This is a genomic window from Pseudomonas sp. AKS31 (assembly GCF_023634765.1).
GTDB lineage: Bacteria > Pseudomonadota > Gammaproteobacteria > Pseudomonadales > Pseudomonadaceae > Aquipseudomonas.
The window spans coordinates 292,235-310,674 of the sequence record NZ_JAMLFX010000002.1 but is presented as its reverse complement, the minus strand read 5'-3'; the positions used below and the strand labels follow the sequence as shown (position 1 = coordinate 310,674).

Annotated in this window: 18 protein-coding genes and 1 pseudogene; 10 read left to right on the top strand and 9 right to left on the bottom strand. The window is 59.4% G+C overall.

Features of this window, described 5'->3' with window-relative positions; genetic code table 11:
* Positions 1-51: 51 nt before the first annotated feature.
* The gene (locus M9827_RS07380; protein WP_123450288.1) at positions 52-210 is read left to right on the top strand and encodes a DUF2986 domain-containing protein; all 159 of its coding nucleotides are present in this window, start codon (positions 52-54) and stop codon (positions 208-210) included.
* 121 nt (positions 211-331) lie between these two features.
* Here M9827_RS07380 and M9827_RS07375 read toward each other — a convergent pair whose 3' ends face one another.
* The 5 genes from M9827_RS07375 to M9827_RS07355 form a co-directional block, all read right to left on the bottom strand.
* Complete coding sequence (locus M9827_RS07375; RefSeq protein WP_250604688.1) at positions 332-1,048, bottom strand: class I SAM-dependent methyltransferase; 717 nt, start codon at positions 1,046-1,048, stop codon at positions 332-334.
* A gap of 169 nt (positions 1,049-1,217) precedes the next feature.
* Entirely contained in the window at positions 1,218-1,604 is a 387-nt protein-coding gene (locus M9827_RS07370; protein WP_250604687.1) for a nuclear transport factor 2 family protein, read from the bottom strand.
* Between the two features lie 150 nt (positions 1,605-1,754).
* Positions 1,755-2,858, bottom strand: a complete 1,104-nt coding sequence (locus M9827_RS07365; protein ID WP_250604684.1) for an alkene reductase — start codon at positions 2,856-2,858, stop codon at positions 1,755-1,757.
* Positions 2,859-2,966: 108 nt separating this feature from the next.
* Entirely contained in the window at positions 2,967-4,223 is a 1,257-nt protein-coding gene (locus tag M9827_RS07360) for a cation:dicarboxylate symporter family transporter (protein WP_250604682.1), read from the bottom strand.
* A 112-nt stretch (positions 4,224-4,335) separates the two neighbouring features.
* Entirely contained in the window at positions 4,336-4,761 is a 426-nt protein-coding gene (locus M9827_RS07355) for a VOC family protein (protein ID WP_108225465.1), read from the bottom strand.
* Between the two features lie 155 nt (positions 4,762-4,916).
* Here M9827_RS07355 and M9827_RS07350 point away from each other — a divergent pair, with 155 nt between their 5' ends.
* From M9827_RS07350 to M9827_RS07340, 3 genes are all read left to right on the top strand, one after another.
* Positions 4,917-5,795 carry a LysR family transcriptional regulator gene (locus tag M9827_RS07350; protein WP_250604680.1) on the top strand — a complete coding sequence of 293 codons (879 nt, stop codon included), beginning with the start codon at positions 4,917-4,919 and terminating at the stop codon, positions 5,793-5,795.
* A 133-nt stretch (positions 5,796-5,928) separates the two neighbouring features.
* Positions 5,929-6,225 carry a hypothetical protein gene (locus M9827_RS07345; RefSeq protein WP_250604678.1) on the top strand — a complete coding sequence of 99 codons (297 nt, stop codon included), beginning with the start codon at positions 5,929-5,931 and terminating at the stop codon, positions 6,223-6,225.
* Positions 6,226-6,393: 168 nt separating this feature from the next.
* The gene (locus M9827_RS07340; protein WP_250604676.1) at positions 6,394-8,778 is read left to right on the top strand and encodes a DUF3772 domain-containing protein; all 2,385 of its coding nucleotides are present in this window, start codon (positions 6,394-6,396) and stop codon (positions 8,776-8,778) included.
* A gap of 21 nt (positions 8,779-8,799) precedes the next feature.
* Here the strand turns inward: M9827_RS07340 and M9827_RS07335 are convergent.
* The 3 genes and pseudogenes from M9827_RS07335 to M9827_RS07325 form a co-directional block, all read right to left on the bottom strand.
* Positions 8,800-9,159 (bottom strand): annotated as a pseudogene (locus M9827_RS07335) (2-oxoglutarate and iron-dependent oxygenase domain-containing protein); the annotation flags it as partial.
* Between the two features lie 919 nt (positions 9,160-10,078).
* Positions 10,079-11,002, bottom strand: a complete 924-nt coding sequence (locus M9827_RS07330) for a bifunctional helix-turn-helix transcriptional regulator/GNAT family N-acetyltransferase (RefSeq protein ID WP_250604674.1) — start codon at positions 11,000-11,002, stop codon at positions 10,079-10,081.
* A gap of 68 nt (positions 11,003-11,070) precedes the next feature.
* On the bottom strand, positions 11,071-11,346 hold the full coding sequence (locus M9827_RS07325; protein WP_250604672.1) for a hypothetical protein: 276 nt from the start codon (positions 11,344-11,346) through the stop codon (positions 11,071-11,073).
* A gap of 136 nt (positions 11,347-11,482) precedes the next feature.
* Between M9827_RS07325 and M9827_RS07320 the strand changes: the two genes are divergently transcribed.
* Positions 11,483-12,319, top strand: coding sequence for an AraC family transcriptional regulator (locus M9827_RS07320; protein WP_250604670.1), 837 nt, complete (start codon positions 11,483-11,485; stop codon positions 12,317-12,319).
* 55 nt (positions 12,320-12,374) lie between these two features.
* Positions 12,375-12,971, top strand: a complete 597-nt coding sequence (locus M9827_RS07315) for a LysE family translocator (RefSeq protein ID WP_250604668.1) — start codon at positions 12,375-12,377, stop codon at positions 12,969-12,971.
* Between the two features lie 107 nt (positions 12,972-13,078).
* Here M9827_RS07315 and M9827_RS07310 read toward each other — a convergent pair whose 3' ends face one another.
* On the bottom strand, positions 13,079-13,849 hold the full coding sequence (locus M9827_RS07310) for an AraC family transcriptional regulator (RefSeq protein WP_250604666.1): 771 nt from the start codon (positions 13,847-13,849) through the stop codon (positions 13,079-13,081).
* A gap of 232 nt (positions 13,850-14,081) precedes the next feature.
* Between M9827_RS07310 and M9827_RS07305 the strand changes: the two genes are divergently transcribed.
* The 4 genes from M9827_RS07305 to M9827_RS07290 all read left to right on the top strand — a co-directional run.
* The gene (locus M9827_RS07305) at positions 14,082-15,707 is read left to right on the top strand and encodes an APC family permease (RefSeq protein ID WP_250604664.1); all 1,626 of its coding nucleotides are present in this window, start codon (positions 14,082-14,084) and stop codon (positions 15,705-15,707) included.
* Between the two features lie 22 nt (positions 15,708-15,729).
* Positions 15,730-16,656, top strand: a complete 927-nt coding sequence (locus tag M9827_RS07300; RefSeq protein WP_250604662.1) for a 4-hydroxyproline epimerase — start codon at positions 15,730-15,732, stop codon at positions 16,654-16,656.
* A 55-nt stretch (positions 16,657-16,711) separates the two neighbouring features.
* The gene (locus M9827_RS07295) at positions 16,712-17,659 is read left to right on the top strand and encodes a dihydrodipicolinate synthase family protein (protein ID WP_250604660.1); all 948 of its coding nucleotides are present in this window, start codon (positions 16,712-16,714) and stop codon (positions 17,657-17,659) included.
* 74 nt (positions 17,660-17,733) lie between these two features.
* The coding region (locus tag M9827_RS07290) for an aldehyde dehydrogenase family protein (protein ID WP_250605459.1) at positions 17,734-18,440 on the top strand (707 nt) is incomplete at its 3' end.

Here is an 18,440-nt window from a genome sequence, read left to right as displayed (position 1 = left end):
TACGTCAGGATTCGCCCCTTTTTGAGCGCAAGAGCAGGCCGGATAGAAAACATGAATCGTCAAAAGAAACTGCAGCAGCTGTTCAAGGAAAAGGCCAAAAAGGCCAGCGCCAAACTGGCACCGAAAAAGCCCAAGTACATCAGCAAGGCTGAGCGGGCGAAACTGGAGGCCGAGGCAGCGGTGGAACCAACCGATACCAGCGAGAGCTGATTCCTGCTCTACGAGAGCGGAGATGTTCAGCAGCGCCCGCTCGATACGGAGGTCGTTCTGCGCCACTCTCGCCTCGCTCCGTCGGCTACATCTTTTCGGTGCGGGCGAAGCAGGGAATACGTCAAGAAAGCGTTTTACACGCCAGCCAGCCCCCCCAGAACAAACTGCTGAAAAACCGCGTCGCCTCGCCAAACCCGGCCTCATGCAACAACGTCTGAACCGCCGCTTCGGAATGCGGCGGGTCGGCGCCTTGCAGAATCTTGCCCAACTTGGCCTTCACCTCCTCCGCACTGGCGCCCTGCTGCCGCCAACGCTGTCCCCACGCCTGGAGTAACAACGGTTGGCTGGCATAGGCGTAATGGTTGCCGGCGACAATCAGCGGCGCGCCCGGTTTGAGACGTGCCTGAATCGCTTGCAGGATCTGGCGCTTGGGCTCATCACCATTCAGATGATGAAGCACGCCGATCAACGTCGCTGCATCGAATGAGGCAGCGGCCGGCAGGTCTTCGACGTGGCCGAGATGCACTTGGGTTCGGTGCAGTAAATCGTTGGCTTGCAACTGCGCAGTCGCGGTTTCCAGCATCGGTACGGAAGGGTCGACTGCGGTGAAACGCCACTGCGGCTCCAGCGCCGCCATCGCAATGATTTCCTGCGCCGTACCGCCGGCGCCGACCACCAGTATGCTGGCCGGGCGCGAACCCAGACTCGCCGCCAACATGCAGGCCGCCAGGTCGTGACAGGCGTCGTAGCCGGCCAGAGCGATGCGGCTTTGGCGGGCGTATTCGCTGGCGCGGGAAGTGTCGAATTTTTCTGCGGGGCTGGTCGAGGTTGGGCTCACGGCAATGCTCCTTGTTTTTCGAGCACGCTACGCCGAAGAGCGCGAGAGGGAAAATTCATTCGCTTCATGCCCCGCATTCCTCGCGGGAATGCGGCCATCGACATCTCGTCTCCCCTTGCACTTGATCATCCGCCGATCCCGGCAGCGGACTACCGGGATCGATCGATACTCAGGCCTCGAACTGGTGATAAACCTTGGCGATGACCTTCCAGGTGCCGCCAATTTTGATCAGGGTCAGGTAGTCGTTGTAATCGGCACCAATCGCATCGGTTTCCAGGTCCACACGCACTACTGCAGTGGTCGGTGTGATCGCCAGCACGTCAAGACGTGTGCTGATGTGCGGGGCCGCGCCGTTTTTCTCGACGAAATCAAACAGGTTCTTGATCGGGCCGCCGAGCAATTCGCCGTTGGTGAAACCGTACATCACCGCCTCTTTATGGAAGGCCTGAGCGACGCCTTGGGCATCGCCGATCCGAAGACCTTCAACGTATTGATTGGCAGTGGCGATGACAGCGGTGTATTCGGCGGTCGGTACAGCCTTGATGTTGTTTGACATGGTTGTTTCCTTTCGTTGGAGGTGAGTTACAGAGGCCACCGGAAGCCAAGGTGGGCACACGGCGGCAGGAGCTGCCGACATTCACCAATCCTGGCGTGTCGGCGAGATGATGAAATGGGTGACGGTGAGGTTTTATGTCAGGGCTGCCATTCAGGCATTAGCGGTTGGCCAATCGATGTAGCCTTTGGCGCCACCGCCGTAGTAACTCTCACGCGGGGCAATGGTCAGTTCGAGCCCGTGGCGCAGGCGCTCGACCAGGTCGGGGTTGGCAATAAACAAACGCCCAAACGCCACCGCATCGATACGGCCCTGCGCCCGACGCTCAAGTGCCATCGCCAGGTCATAGTTGTTGTTGCCAATGAACGGCCCTTCGAACTGCGCACTCAGGGCGTCGAGATCCACCCCCGCAGGAACGCTGCGAGAAGTAGCCGTGGCACCTTCGACGAAATGCAGGTAAGCCAGGTTGAATCGATTGAGTTGCTGGATCAGATAGCCGTAAGTCGCCATGACGTTGCTGTCGGGCGGCGTATTCCCGGCATCGGGCGTTACCGGTGACAGGCGGATACCGACACGGTCGCTGCCCCAGATGGACGCCACCGCTTTCGTCACTTCCAGCGTCAGCCGGGCGCGGTTCTCGATGGAGCCGCCATAGAGGTCCGTACGCTGATTGGTCGAGTCGCGCAGAAACTGGTCGAGCAGATAGCTGTTGGCCGAATGCACTTCGACGCCATCGAACCCGGCTTGCCTGGCATTCTCGGCGGCGAGTTTGTACTGCTCGATGATCCCGGGAATTTCCGCGGTCTCAAGCGCGCGAGGCATCGATACCTCGACAAAACCTTTCTCGGTGTACGTGCTGCCCTCAGCCTTGATCGCCGAGGGTGCGACCGGTGCTTCGCCATTGGGCTGCAACTCGACACTGGAAAAACGCCCGACGTGCCACAGTTGGCAGACGATCTTTCCGCCGGCCGCGTGCACCGCATCGGTGACTTTTTTCCACCCGGCGACCTGCGCTTGCGACCAGATACCCGGTGTCATCGCATAGCCACGTCCCTGAGCGGAGATGTTCGTCGCCTCGGCGATGATCAAACCTGCACTGGCGCGCTGAGCGTAGTAAGTCGCGTGCATTTCATTCGGTACGCCGTCGTCGGCCATCCGGCTGCGCGTCACGGGCGCCATGACAATTCGATTGGCCAATTGCAGCGCGCCCATGTGCATGGGCGAGAAAAGGTCGGTATCAACAGCGTTATCAATCATGAACACTCCAAATCAATAGACTGGTCGTCTAGTAAAACAACCCCAAAAAAACGCCCCTGCGCCAGCGGGCGTGCACACGTTCTCGATGCGGTTTGAACGATTGAAGACTCAGACTTCAGCAGCGCAATGAACACGCGACGGTTCAAGCGCTGCTCTTTCCCACTTGGCAATCACCAGCGGTGCGATGGCATTGCCCAATACGTTCAGCGTGGTCGTACCGCTGTCGATGATCCTGAAAATACCCGCGATCAATGCCACGCCTTCCAGGGGCAGACCGGCCGACGCCAACGTCGCGGAGAGGATGATGATGGCAAACCCGGGCACCCCTGCCGCGCCTTTCGATGTCAGGACCATCGTCACCACCAGCAAGATCTGCTGCGACAGTGACAGGTCGATTCCATAGAGTTGCGCCACGAAGATCGTCGCGACGCCGAGGAAGATCGAAGCGCCGTCCAGGTTGAATGCATAACCCACCGGCACCACGAAACTGACGATCCGCCGCGGTACGCCGTAGCGCTCCAACCGGCTCATCAATTGCGGCATGACCGCGGCGGAAGCGGCGCTGGAAAATGCCAGAATCAGTTCACTGCGGAAGTAGCGGATCAATTTGAAAATGTTCTCGCCGATCAGGTAGCAAATGCCGCCGAGTATCACCAGAGCGAAGACAATCAGCGCCAGATAAACCACACCGATCAACTTGAGCAATGGCAACAGTGAGGCAAAACCAAATGTCGCAACCGTTGCGCCAATCATGCCGAAGACACCGACCGGCGCGTAAGCCATGACGATTGAGACCACTTTGAACATCGCATCGCAAATGCTTTGAACCAGGGCAATGGCTGGTGCACTTTTTTCTCTTGGCAGCGCATTCAAGGCGAGGCCGAACAGCACGGCGAAGAACAGTACCGAGAGCAATTTCGCTTCCGACATCGCCACCAGAACATTGTCCGGCACGATGTTCTGCACGATCACCAGCGCACCTTTTGACGGCTCCATGTTGATCGATGCCGTGCCGTGGGACAGGCCGGAAATATCGGTGCCGGTGCCCGGTTCAAAGAGGTTTGCGAAACACAAGCCAATGACAATGGCCAGCGCGGTAATCGCAAAGAAATAACCCAGCGACTTGATGCCCATGCGGCCAAACGACTTGTTATCGCCACCGCCGGCAATGCCCAGAATCATGCAACAGAAGACAATCGGTACAACCACCATCTTCATCATCTTGATAAAGATGTCACCGAGGGGTTTGAGGATCTCCGCACTGACCCACGTTTGATACTGCGGATGGGTATTGAAATACCAACCGACGAGCACGCCAAGCAACAGCCCGGCAACGATTTGCCACACCAGGGGAATACGTTTCATGTCTAGCCTTTTTGTTGGAAGGAAAGGTCTGCGTCAGCGGCAGTTGCTAGAGTCATGAGCTTCCAGCTCACTAGGGAACGAATGGCACAACCGGGTTGTGCCATGACGGTTGTCACTTGGCGAAGAGCTGGCTCATATCCTTGAACGCCTTGAACTCAAGGGCGTTACCGCAAGGATCAAAGAGGAACATGGTGGCCTGCTCACCCACCTGCCCCTGAAAGCGAATGTACGGTTCGATCACAAACTCGGTGCCAAAGGACTTCAGACGTTCGGCCAATGCTTCCCACTGTTGCCATCCCAAAATGATGCCGAAATGCGGAACAGGTACGTCGTGACCGTCGACCGGGTTGCTGTGAACGCTTTCCTGAGACGCGGTTTTCGGGTGTTCGTGAATGACCAGTTGGTGGCCATAAAAGTCGAAGTCGACCCACTGGGTGCTGGAGCGTCCTTCTGCAAGACCAAAGACCTCACCGTAAAAGGTGCGCGCCGCAGCCAGATCGTAGACGGGGATAGCGAGGTGAAAAGGCGAGAGGCTCATCAGAACTCCAATAATGTTTTTGTTGGTTGGCGAACATTCCTGCCGACATTGGCGCTTTCGGTTGAGTCGCTGCCGGGGATGGAAAACATCCTAGGACGGAAAACCAAACATAAAAATCAATATATATTTCTTAGAAACACAATTAATATTTGTGAATGATCAAAGAACTCAAGACACTCATTGCCGTAGCACGCGAAGGTACTTTCGCTGCAGCCGGCAACAGGATCGGCCTCACGCAGGCTGCCGTCAGCGCCCAAATCCAGCGCCTGGAAGCCGAACTCGGCTTCGAGCTTTTCGACAGAAAGGGGCGCTCGGCACACCTCAACAGAATGGGCCACCAGATACTTCTGCAAGCGCAAGAACTGCTCAGGCTCTACGACAGTCTCGGCTCGACAACCACGGGGCTGCCTCCCAGCGTGCTGGTCAACATCGGCGCCATTGCGTCGGTGCAGCGCTCTTATCTACCGGATGCGCTCGCGAAGTTTCACCAGCACTGCCCGCAGTGCAGATCCCGGATCGTTCCGGGGCTGTCGATGGAACTGGTCAACCTGGTGGATGCTGGCGAGATCGACATGGCCGTGATCATCCGCCCGCCCTTTTCACTGCAGAGTGACCTGCGCTGGACGACCTTGGCGCTGGAGCCTTACCGGTTGATCGTGCCCCGCGATGTGCCGGGCGATGACTGGAGCCAATTGCTTTGCAGTCAGCCGTTCATTCGATATGACCGCTCCTCCTTCGGCGGCAGGCAGGTCGATCGTTTTCTGCGGCAGATGCATTTCACCCTGCACGAGGTCTGCGAGCTGGATGAACTGGAGGCGATTATCAAACTGGTCGAAAACGGTGTCGGTGTCGCGCTGGTGCCGCAGACGGCGCCCGACTTTGCATGGCCTGCCGGCGTCAGAGTGCTCGATCTCGGCCAGCACACGTTCCACCGTGATATCGGGCTGGTGCACCGATCGCGCCAGACCTTCACCGAGCCTGTGCGGATGTTGGCTGAGCTGATCAGTGCGCAGGTGAGGATTGGCTATGAATAACTGCAGATCCTCGCATTCACAAACAGCCATTAATCGCATCAATAACAACCATTGACTCAATGAAGTTCTCTTATCAATAGCGCGGCGTAAGATCGGCTCCAGACCCCACCACTGCATCACGGAGCACACACTCATGAAACGCCAAGCCCTTCTCAGCATCGCTTTCTCGTTCTTCGCCCTGAATGCTTTTGCCGCTGCCCCTGCCGAACCTCTGGTCGCCGAAGGCGGAGCTGATCGTCTGCTGGAACAGCGCACCGTTGCGGCTGCTACTCAAACCGATCCACTGTTCAGTGATGCAGTCGCCGCCGCGACTCAAACTGATCCATTGTTCAGCGACGCCGTAGCCGCAGCCACCGAAACCGACCCGCTGTTCAGCGATGCTGTTGCCGAAGGTGGTTCCGACCGTTTGCTTGAACGCCGCGCCGTCTGAATGCAGCGCTTCAGCGCCGTCACCGAACAAAAGCCCGACCTCACCCGTCGGGCTTTTTGCGTCTGCAGGCTCTGCTCACCGCCCCTGCCCTGCCGGAAACTTTTCCTCGCCAATCGTCTCGATCACCTAACCTCATAGACTGTGTGATCAATTCGGGCTGGCCCACCCATGCGCAACCCCTTGAAGTCGTTGTTTTTTGTCGCGGTCATGCTGCTGGTTGGCGGCAGTCCGACGCTGTGGGCAGCCGATTTGCCGGCGCCGGCAACCACCGCCGCCGCGCCGCTGCCGGTGATTTCGCAAAGCGATCTGCAAGCCTTGCAACAACGCCTCGACGGTCTCAAGCAACAGATTTCCGCCGCGAACAATTACAACCAGCTCGAAGGCCCGCAGGACCGGGTGCAGGCGTTCATTCTGGATGTCGATCGATTGTCGGCGGGGTTGTTGCCGCAGCAAGCACAACTGGCGGTGCAGCTGGGAGTGCTAGGGGCCGCGCCGGATACGGATCTGGCGGCGGAACAGGCGGATATCGTCGCGCAACGGGCGGCGCTGGCGGAGCAGAAAAGCAAGGTTGACGGAACCCTGAAAAGCCTGGCGGCGCTGAAGCAGAGCGCGGCAGATTTGATTACGCAGATCGCCGGTATCCGCCGCACGTTGCTCGAGAGCGAGTTGACCCTGGGCACTGACAGCGTATTGAGTCCGCACTTCTGGGCGCCGCTGGTGAGTCCGAGCGACGATGATCGCCAGCGTCTGCGATTTTTCGTCGATCACGTGAGCGACACTTGGGCCACGGTTTGGGCGCCGGGCGAACGCTTCTTCACCAGTATTCTGGTGTTATTGGCGCTGATCATCTGGACATTCGGCCGCAGGCTCGCGGATCGGGGCCTGACCTGGGTGTGTATTTACCGCATGCCGGAGGGGCGTTTGCGGCGCAGTGCGCTGGCTTTCGCCTCGGCGCTGGCGACCATCGCCACCACCGCCATTGCTTTGCAACTGCTGTTCTACGCCTGCACCCGCCATCAAGCGTTGCCGCCGGTGCTGGAAACCTTCTCCGAAGAGTTCGAAAAAGTCGTGTATGCCTGCGTGCTGCTCACTGGGTTGAGCCGCGCGCTGTTATCGACCGAGCATCCTTCGTGGCGCCTGCCGGCGATTGCCGATCCGGTGGCGCTGGCGCTCAAACCTTACCCGCGCATTCTGTCCTGCGCGTTACTGGTGCTGGTGACGCTGGTGCAGGTGAGCAATGCCACCGGCATGAGCAGCCAGATCGTGATCGCCGGACGCGGGGTTATTTCGATCGTCGTGCTGGTGATCGTGACGGTCATGCTGTTGCGCGTCGGCAAGGTGCGCAAGGCGCTGGTCGCGGCGAATGATGCGGCAGCGGCAAACAGCACGGTTGCCGGGGTGATTTACACCATCGCCAGCGTCTCGATGTTTGTCTCGGCGATTGCCCTGCTCGCCGGCTACGTGTCGCTGGCGCGGTTCATCAGTTACGAGTTGGTGTGGGCGTACATCGTTCTGTCGGGTTTCTACCTGCTGATCCAGTTGATCAAGGACGCCTGCGAGCACATTTTTTCTCCTCGGCACGCGAGCGGCAAGGCACTCAAACAGCTACTGGGCATCGGCGATCGCCGCCTCGATCAAATCTCGATCCTGCTCTCCGGCTTCAGTCGGGCCGCACTGATGCTGCTGGCGGTGATCGCTCTGTTTGTCGGCGGCATCGGCACCACGCTCGGGCAACTGGCGAGCAACATCATGGCCATCCTCGGCGGCGCCGGGTTGCGCAAGCTGAATATCGTCCCCGGCCACCTGCTCAATGCCGTGCTGGCGCTGATGATCGGCATCTGGCTGATCCGCGCCTTGAGTCGCTGGCTCGACAACGAGTTCCTGCCCAAGACCGACATGGACCCGGGCATGTGTGCCTCGTTGAGCACGCTGTTTTCCAACATCGGTTACGCGTTCGTGATTCTGCTGACGCTGTCCTCGCTCGGCGTGCAGTGGACCAATCTGGCATGGATCGTTAGTGCATTGTCGGTGGGCATCGGCTTCGGTTTGCAGGAGATCGTGAAGAACTTTGTCTCAGGGCTGATTCTGCTCACCGAACGACCGGTGAAGGTCGGCGACCTGATCAGCATCAGCGGCGTCGAAGGCGACATTCGCCGCATCAACGTGCGCGCCACGGAAATCCAGCTCAGCGACCGCTCGATCGTCATCGTGCCGAACTCGCAACTGATCTCGCAGAACCTGCGCAACGTGACGCTGGGCGGCAGCGCGCAGGGTGTGGCGTCACTGGAGTTGATGTTCCCGCTGGATATCGATCCTGAAGAGGTCAAGGAGTTGTTGCTCAACACTTACCGGGAGAACGAAACCATCCTCGACAAACCGGCCCCGTTCGTGCGCTTCAGTAAGTTGTCGCCGGACGGGATTACCTTGACGGTGACCGGTTATGTGGGCAGCCCGAGGATTGTCGGGGTGACCAAAAGTGATTTGTTGTTCGAGATTCTCAAGCGCCTCGGAGCGGCGGGAATCGCGTTGGCGAAACCGGCCGGGACGACGTAATCAGGTTATTCCCCAAGCGCCTGGATGCCTGCGTTTCCAAGGTGACCGCTCTCGCTCGGCGCCCAGATCGAACTGTTCACGCAGATCGGGCTGGCCACGGGTGATCTCCGAAGCGGCACGGTTGTACCCGCGAAAGTGCGGTGAGTTGATCATGCCGCCGGCGGTTTTCTCGCTGTCGGGCAATGCGAAGAACTGCCGGGCGTGGGCCTGCACCTGCTTGAGCAAGTCGCTGTCGATACCGTGGCCGGTCAGGTAGAAAAAGCCGACGTCGCGGGCGGCGTGGCGCAGGTCTTCAAGGAATTCGTAACGTTGTTGCGCCGTGCCTTCGAACAGCGACAGGTCCAGCGCCGGCAATGTGGTGATGTCGAGGGTATGTGGCATGATTTCCCTCACCCAACCCTCTCCTTAGGGAGAAGGCGCCGACCACGTTTTCTTGCGTTATACATCGACCTGAAAAAGCGCGTTGATTCTGGATTCAGCAAAAATCGTTCAGGTCGGCGTAGCGTTTTAGATCACCTCGGTCAGTCCCCTTTTCCTTCGGAAGAAGGTTGGAGTGAAGGCTTTAAACTATGCCTACACTCGCCGAAGAAATGGCCTACGCAACCAAGAAATCAAATATATAAAAATCATACTTTTGACAGCCTTTAAAGAACAAAAAAAGCCCGTTCCAGTCGAAACTGAAACGGGCTTATCCCACCTCAACGGCCGTTACTTCAGGTCGTCAAAATGGTCTCGCAGGAACTCGTAAAAGCGCAATGCTTTAAACAATCTCCATACAAGGCTCAGCGTACGCAGCAAAAGCTTCATACGTTTTGGCCTCCAGGGCTGGGGGCCAAACCTCCAGCAAACTTACCGGATCATGCTTGCCTTCAGCTGGCATGTCATAGCAGCTAGTGAGGCGGCCGGTTGAAAGCCCTCCGAAGTATCATCCCGGCACGGGTGCAAAACCGTGTCAGAGGGAATGAAACCGTTGAGTTGCCAGCCAAACCCCATCGCTGCACAGACATGTGAGCGTCGGCATCATAACCTTCAATCAGCCGATACCTGACGAAGTCATTCAGCGGCTTTGTAAAACGTTATTTCTGTCAGCCTTTTCTTTCTAAATCGGATATCGGAAACAGGTGCCTGAAACAAAATATTAGTGTTGCGACGGGTCGTAAAAATTCATACCATGGGCGCGGTCATAGCAGCTAGTGAAGCAACAAACCTCGGTCGCAAACCAGGGTTTACAAAAGAACCGCCCCGCAAAGGCGGTTTTTTTTCGTCTGCCTTTTCACTGCGCCCACCGATGAAAAACACATCACAACGCCCGCGCCCACGTCTGACTCAGCAGATCCTTGCCAAAGCTGTGAATCGCTTCCTCCTCCACCAACTCAAACCCGGCCTTCTGATAAATCTTGCCTGCAGCCGTCAGGTTGCTGGTGGTCCACAAGGTCATGTGCTTGTAGCCAATCTGCCGGGCAAAGCGCAGGCACTCCTCGACCAGACGACTGCCAATGCCCAGGCCCCGTGCGCTGGCATCGACGTACAGCATGCGCAGTTTGGCAGTGGTGGCGTCCTGGCGGACGATGAACACGGAACCGATGACCTTGCCGTCCTTTTCCGCAATCCAGCAGCGCTCGCTCGTCGGGTCGTAATCACGCAGGTACTTGGCGACCACCTCGGCCACCAGTGTTTCGAACTCCGAGTTCCAGCCGTATTCACGGCTATACAGTGCGGCTTGTTGCTGCATCACCGTACCCATGTCGCCGGGCTGCGGATCGCGTAACACGTAAGTCGAGTCCTTACTGCCTTCCAACAAGGTCTGGATCAGCGTCATGGCGCCGATCAGCTGCTTCTGCTGCGGCTCCGGCAATCGTTCGAGCATGGCAACGATCTGTTCACGGGAGGCCTTTTCCAGCGGGATCAGGATGTCGCGGCCCAGGTCGGTAAGGTGTAATTGCGCAGCGCGGGCGTCGGTAGGCGACGGGATTTTCTGGATCAGTCCGCGCTTCTCGAAACCGCTGATGATCCGGCTCATGTAGCCGGCGTCCAGGCCAAGCATCTGGCGCAGATCTGCGCTGGTCAGGTCGCCACGCGAGGCCAGCTCATAGAGGATCCGCAGTTCAGTCAGCGAGTAGTCGCTTTGCAGCAGATGCTCCTGCAAAACGCCGATCTGATGGGTGTAAAAGCGGTTGAAACCACGCACGACGTCGGCTTGCTCGAGGAGATGGCTGCTGGACATGGCAAACACTCAGATAATTGCTTAAAGCAACTATATATTTGCCAAAAGCAACCATGTCAACAAATAAACTATCGGCACTTCGCCAACACCACCTGACAGGTATCCGGCGTACCCCCGGAGCGACCGGCATAGCGAATACAGTTGTTCATCGACTTCTGCCGGGCCATGTTCAAACTGGAGCCCCAAGCCAGACCGCCCTCGCCGACCGACGGCAAGGCTTTCGCGTAGCAGGCATCGCCAACACCCGACGGTGGATAGTGTTTTCGGCTGGAGCAGCCTACGGTCAGCGCCAGGCTCAAGCCGATCACGGTGAGCAAAACCCCACGCGAGCATTGGTTAATCATCGCATTTCACCTGTTGCCAAGGGGCCGTGACCTACAGAGTCTAGCCCCCTCACCTGCACAAATCTTCTAAACGCCCTTCACTATTGCGCGGTATTTTATGGGGCCGCACCTTTCAATGGCGAACTCTGGAGCCTTCGTGGATAAACGCAACTGGATCGAGCTGTCCCAGGATGTTGACACCGGGATTGAGTCGATTCGCGCTCACTTCGAGGGCCATGCCTACGATCCGCACTGGCATGACAGTTTTCTCGTCGGCGTCACCGAGCAAGGTGTGCAGCAGTTCAATTGCCGCCGCATGCGCCATCGCAGTACGCCGGGCAACGTGTTCCTGCTGGAGCCGGGGGAAATCCACGATGGGCAAGCCCCGACCGAGGAGGGTTTTACCTATTCGATGCTCTACCTCGATCCGCATTGGCTTGAGCGTGAAATGCACGCGCTGTTCGAAGACGCACCGTCCGACAGCCAGCCCGGTTTTGCCGACACGCTGAGTCAGGATCCGCGTTTGGCTACTGCGATCAATCAGGCCTTCCATGCGCTGCATGACGGTGATTTACGCATCGTCCGCCAGACCACCATCGACGCTCTGCTGGGTTCGCTAACGTGCCATCTCGACTGGCGCAAGCGCCAGGCTTTCGACCCGCGCCTGCCATTGGTGGCGCAACTGGCGCGGGATTATCTGCACGCGCACACCTATGAAGATATCGGTCTCGATGACCTGGCGCGGGCCTGCGGCGTCGACCGTTTCCGTCTCAGTCGGGCGTTCAAGTCTGCCTTCGGACTTGCGCCGCACGCGTACCTGATCCAGTTGCGCCTGGCCAAGGCGCGGCAGTTGCTGGCGCGCGGTGAAACGCCGGCACAAGTTGCCAGCGTGCTCGGTTTTGCCGATCAGAGTCACCTGGGTCGCTGGTTCCGGCGCGCCTATCAACTGACGCCAGCGGATTACCGCAAACGCTGCTCAAACCTTCCAGACTGACGCACGCCGTCTGGCGATGATGGATACCTGTGTTGCTATTCAGGGAATCCCGATCATGGCGTCATTACTGCCCTTTCTGTTGTTTGCTTTCGTTGCTTCGATCACACCGGGGCCGACCAATATTCTGGTGTTGAGCCACAGTTCGCGCCAAGGCTTGCGCGCCACGCTGCCGATCATTTTTGGCGCCTGCGCGGCGGCGGCACTGATTGTGCTGGTGGTCGGCCTCGGTGCCGGCGAAACCTTGCTGCGCTACCCGCGTGTGCAGCAAGCGATGGCCTGGGGCGGTGTACTCTGGCTGAGTTGGCTGGCGTGGCAGATCTTTCGAAGCACGCCGCCATCGCTGGCCCCCACAAATGTACAAGACGAAGGCTTCGGCGTGCTGGGCGCCGCCATGTTGCAACTGGTCAACCCCAAGGTGTGGATGATGGCCGTGGCGGTGGTCAGCGTGTTCGTCGACGGTGGTGACAAGACCTTGCGACTGCTGGTGCTGTCGCTGGCGTTTTTGCTGGTGTCATTGCCGTGCATGACGTTCTGGGCATTGCTGGGTGTGGGCAGTGCGCGGTTGATGGGATCGCCGAAAGCGTTCAAGCGGATGAACACAGCACTGGCATTGTTGCTGCTGCTCTCGGCATGGCTGACCGTCCTGGTTTAACTGTAGGAGCTGCCGAAGGCTGCGATCTTTTGATGTTGATTGCAAAAAACAGGATCAAAAGATCGCAGCCTTCGGCAGCTCCTACATTGCGCCTCGATACCACTTCATCAGGCTGACGTCGCCTGCCGATACTCTCGCGGCGTAAACCCGGTCGAGGCCTTGAACTGGCGAGTGAAGGCGCTGTGATCGGTGTAGCCGCATTGCAGCGCCACGTCGGTTATCGGCAAGTCGGTGTGCAGCAATCGATGCGCGTGTTCAAGGCGCACTTTCTGGATCATCTGCCGTGGTGTCAGGTGGAATACCCGTTTGCAGTAACGCTCCAGTTGCGCCACGGAAATACCGGCGATGCGGGTCAATTCACCGAGGGTGACGCGGCGATTGAAATTCGCGCGAATATGCTCATCGACAGCCGCCAGCCGCTCGAATGCCGGGTGGGTTTCGCTGGCCGATTGCAAGTCAACCGAGATTCCCGCCAGGCCAATGATCACCCCGTCACGGTTGTACAGCGGCTGCTTGTGCGTCAGGCACCAACCCGGTTCGCGACTGCCATACAGATGCAGTTCGAGCTGATCCTCCAGCACAAGGCCCTCCTCCAGTACCTTGCGATCCTGCTCGGTGTAGCCCGGCCCGAGTTGCGCCGGAAACACCTGCGCACTGGTTTTGCCGAGCAACGGGCGTAAATCCTTCAAGCCACAGCGCTGCACCAGCGTGCGATTCGCGAGCACGTAACGGGCCTGCACATCCTTGATGAAAATCGCCGCGTTGGGAATCACATCGAGCATCGGCAACAACAGCGCCGCGCCGGCCAACAGCTCCTCCAGTGTCTGCGGACGCTGGCCAGTCATGCCTTGAGCCAGGATCGAAAACGCCTGCTGCATCGAAGATTCCCCTCGTGACGTGGACAGACCAAGTGCCCGCCATGCGCCGTTCGCCCTGCAGATTGCAGCATCGGTCACGACGTGTCGAGGGCCCTGTTTCATCGGCGCCATTGTGCCGATTTCGTCATCGAACCCGGCAAAAAGCATCAATCGCCGCGAGGGCGATGCGTTCAAAGTCTGGCCGTCCCAGTGACACAACTGCCTATCCAATAACTCACAAGAAGGCGATGCCATGTCAGGCCAAGGCAAGTTCAAAAAACAGCTTTCACTGATCGACCTCACATTTATCGGGCTGGGGGCGATCTTCGGTTCCGGCTGGTTGTTCGCGGCCAGTCACGTGTCCGCCATCGCCGGTCCGGCGGGGATTTTTTCCTGGCTGCTGGGCGGCTTCGCCGTATTGTTGCTGGGCATCGTTTACTGCGAACTGGGCGCTGCATTACCGCGCGCCGGCGGCGTCGTGCGTTATCCGGTTTACTCCCACGGGCCGCTGCTCGGCTATCTGATGGGCTTTATCACCTTGATTGCGTTTTCCAGTCTGGTGGCAATCGAAGTGGTTGCCTCGCGCCAATACGCAGCGGCATGGTTTCCCGGCCTGACCAAGGCTGGCACCGGTGATCCGACGATTCTCGGTTGGATGGTGCAGTTCGGCCTGCTCTGTGTGTTCTTCCTGCTCAACTACCGCAGCGTGAAGACCTTCGCCAAGGCCAACAATCTGGTCAGCGTGTTCAAGTTCATCGTGCCGTTGCTGGTGATCGGCGTGCTGTTCACCTTCTTCAAACCGGCGAATTTCCAGGTGCAAGGCTTCGCCCCGTTCGGCTTGTCCGGCGTGGAGATGGCCGTGTCGGCGGGCGGGATCATCTTTGCCTATCTGGGGCTGACGCCGATCATCTCGGTGGCCAGTGAAGTGAAGAATCCACAGCGCACCATTCCCATCGCGCTGATCCTTTCGGTGCTGCTGTCGACATTGATTTACGTGCTGCTGCAAATGGCCTTTCTCGGCAGCATCCCGACGGAAATGCTCGCCAACGGCTGGGCCGGAATCAGCAAGGAATTTGCTCTGCCCTATCGCGACATCGCCTTGGCGCTGGGCGTGGGCTGGCTGGCGTATCTGGTGGTCGCCGATGCGGTGATCTCGCCAAGCGGCTGCGGCAACATCTACATGAACGCGACCCCGCGGGTGATCTATGGCTGGGCGCAGACCGGGACCTTCTTCAAGGTCTTCACCCACATCGACGAAAAATCCGGCATCCCGCGCCCGGCGCTGTGGCTGACCTTCGCCCTGTCGGTGTTCTGGACCTTGCCGTTCCCGTCGTGGGAAGCGCTGATCAACGTGGTCTCCGCTGCGCTGGTGTTGAGCTACGCCGTGGCGCCGGTGTCGGTGGCTGCGCTGCGCCGCAATGCGCCAGACATGCCGCGGCCGTTCCGGGTCAAGTGCATGGGCCTGCTCGGGCCAGTGTCGTTCATCATCGCAGCGCTGATCGTCTACTGGTCGGGCTGGAACACCGTGTCGTGGCTGCTCGGCCTGCAAATCCTGATGTTCGTGGTGTACCTGCTCTGCGGTCGTTTTGTGCCGACCGCTCACCTGAATCTGGCGCGCCAAGTGCGCTCATCGGCGTGGCTGATCGCCTTCTACGCAGTGACCATCGTGCTGTCGAAACTCGGCACCTTTGGTGGCCTGGGCATCCTCGCTCATCCGTTCGACACGATTGTCGTCGCCGCATGCGCCACCGGCATCTATTACTGGGGCGCGGCGACTGGTGTACCGGCGCATCTGCTGCGTCTGGAAGAGGACGACGAAGAAAGCGAGATTGCCGCCCCTGCTTCGACCGTGTCTGCGCGCCCTGCCGGCGCCTACTGAAATCATCCAACAGGACATGTTCATGAAACGAGTACACGTGATTGATTCCCACACCGGCGGTGAACCGACGCGCCTGGTGATGAACGGCTTCCCCGAGCTGCCTGGCAACAGCATGGTCGAGAAACGCGATGCGCTGCGCACCCAACATGATCAATGGCGCCGCGCGTGCCTGCTGGAACCCCGCGGCAACGATGTGCTGGTCGGCGCCCTGTATTGCGAGCCGGTCTCGGCGGACGCCACTTGCGGGGTGATTTTCTTCAACAACGCCGGTTATCTGGGCATGTGCGGCCACGGCACCATCGGCCTGATCAACTCGCTGCAGTACCTGGGCAAAATCGAACCGGGCGTGCACAAGATCGACACCCCGGTCGGCCCGGTCAGTGCCACGCTGCATGACGACGGAACCGTCACCCTGGGCAACGTCCTTGCTTATCGCCACCGCAAACAGGTGCCGGTGGATGTACCGGGATTCGGCCGCGTATTCGGCGACATCGCCTACGGCGGCAACTGGTTCTTCCTCGTGTCCGAGCACGGCCAGACGCTGACGATGGACAACGTCGAACACCTCACGGCGTACACCTGGGCGATGCTCAAAGCCCTTGAAGACCAGTGCATTTTCGGCGAGGACGGCGCGGTGATCGATCACATCGAACTGTTCGCCGATGACGATCAGGCCGACAGCCGCAACTTCGTCATGTGCCCCGGCAAAGCCTACGACCGCTCCCCGTGCGGCACCGGCACCAGCGCCAAACTGGCCTGTCTGGCCGCCGACGACAAGCTGCAACCCCGCGCGACCTGGGTGCAGGCAAGCATCACCGGCAGCCAGTTCGAAGGCCGCTTTGAATGGCAAGGCGAACGCATCCGCCCGTACATCACCGGCCGCGCCTGGATGACCGCCGACAGCACGTTGCTGATCGACGAAGCAGACCCGTTCGCGTGGGGCATCTGAACCGCCACGCTGACTTTTCACCTCAATTTGAACGATGTGCCAAGGAGTTAAAACAATGAGCGACAACATCTTCACCGGTTGCATGCCGGCCCTGATGACCCCGTGCACCGCCCAGCGCAAACCGGACTTCGATGCTTTGGTTGCCAAGGGTCGCGAACTGATCGATATCGGCATGAGCGCCGTGGTCTATTGCGGCTCGATGGGTGACTGGCCGCTGCTGACCGAGGCCGAGCGTCAGGAAGGCGTGGCGCGCCTGGTCGCGGCGGGCATCCCGACGATCGTGGGCACTGGTGCGGTGAACTCCCGTGAGGCAGTTGCCCATGCGGCGCACGCGGCGAAAGTCGGCGCGCAGGGTTTGATGGTGATTCCCCGTGTGCTGTCCCGTGGTGCTTCGGCTACTGCGCAAAAAGCCCACTTTGCCGCGATTCTGCAAGCCGCGCCGAACCTGCCGGCGGTGATCTACAACAGCCCTTACTACGGCTTCGCCACCCGCGCCGATCTGTTTTTCGAACTGCGCCGCGAGTACCCGAACCTGATCGGCTTCAAGGAATTCGGCGGTGGCGCCGACCTGCGATACGCCGCCGAAAACATCACCAGCAAGGACGATGACGTGACCTTGATGGTCGGCGTCGACACGCAAGTGGTACACGGTTTCGTCAACTGCAACGCCACCGGCGCCATCACCGGCATCGGCAACGCCCTGCCCCGCGAGGTGCTGCAACTGGTCGCGCTGAGCAAGCAAGCGGCCAAGGGTGATGCCAAGGCCCGGCGTCAGGCGCGGGAACTGGAATCGGCACTGGCGGTGCTGTCGTCGTTCGATGAGGGCTGCGATCTGGTGCTGTATTACAAACACCTGATGGTGCTCAACGGCGACAAGGAATACACCCTGCACTTCAACGAAACCGATGCGTTGAGCGATTCGCAACGGCGTTATGCCGAGAAGCAGTATTCGCTGTTCCGTCACTGGTACGAGAACTGGTCGGCGGAACAGAACTTCGCCTGATCACGTCCCCCTCACCTGCCGCGAAACCTTTGTGATTCGCGGCAGGCCTCCCTCTTTTTTATCAGGAAGACACCATGACTTTGACGGGCCACATGCTGATCGGACAGCACACGATTGCCGGCAATCGCAGCGCCATTCGCGGGATCAATCCGGCCACGAATGAAACGCTGGAACCGGCGTACGCCGGTGGGTCGGCCGAGCATGTCGAACAGGCCTGCGCGCTGGCCTGGGCTGCGTTGGATGGGTATCGCGAGACAACCCTGAATGTCCGCGCCGAATTTCTGGAAGGTATCGCCGAAGAAATTGAAGGCCTCGGCGATGCGCTGATTGACCGGGCCCACGCGGAAACCGGCCTGCCACGCGCACGCCTGCTAGGAGAACGCGGGCGTACTTGCCAACAATTGAGAATGTTCGCCCGCACCGTGCGCGCCGGCGAATGGCTGGATGTGCGTGTCGATAGCGCGCAGCCGCAACGTCAACCGCTGCCGCGTGCTGATTTGCGTCAGCGGCAGATTGCGCTGGGGCCGGTCGCGGTGTTTGGCGCAAGCAACTTCCCGCTGGCGTTCTCGGTGGCCGGCGGTGACACCGCATCGGCGCTGGCCGCCGGTTGCCCGGTGATCGTCAAGGCGCACGGTGCGCATCCCGGCACCAGCGAACTGGTCGGCCGCGCGGTCGCTCGGGCGGTAAAAGCCTGTGATTTGCCGGAAGGTGTGTTCTCGTTGCTGTACGGTTCCGGCCGCGACGTGGGCATTGCGCTGGTCACTGACCCACGGATCAAAGC